Source organism: Citrobacter sp. Ce119 (assembly GCF_030334525.1).
Classification (GTDB): domain Bacteria; phylum Pseudomonadota; class Gammaproteobacteria; order Enterobacterales; family Enterobacteriaceae; genus Citrobacter; species Citrobacter europaeus.
Map to the genome: position 1 here is coordinate 1 of NZ_JAOWDR010000021.1, position 278 is coordinate 278.

The following is a 278-nucleotide window of genomic DNA, read 5'->3' on the forward strand; positions in this document are numbered from 1 at the left end:
TCCGGCAGGTTTTGATAGTTGGCCTTATAACCTTCCGTTAAATGGGCTAAAGATGCTTTCATAAACACCACCGTTCCCCAGGCATCACCTGGAGATTCAGGTCTTATATGGCCGTTCACATACTCGCCACCGGATTTATGCTTGCCTGGTCTGTAGAGATAATACGTGTCATCAAAGTATTGATAATCTATACCCGGCCCACCCGGCGCCAGACGCGGGTCGTCAAAAGGGTATGAGCTCATATACAAATGTCCTTGTGCAGTGGAAATAAATGCCTG

At 47.5% G+C, this 278-nt stretch carries 1 pseudogene; it reads right to left on the reverse strand.

Features of this window, described 5'->3' with window-relative positions:
* Positions 1–278, reverse strand: a pseudogene (locus OGV80_RS02150) (T6SS immunity protein Tli3 family protein); the annotation flags it as partial.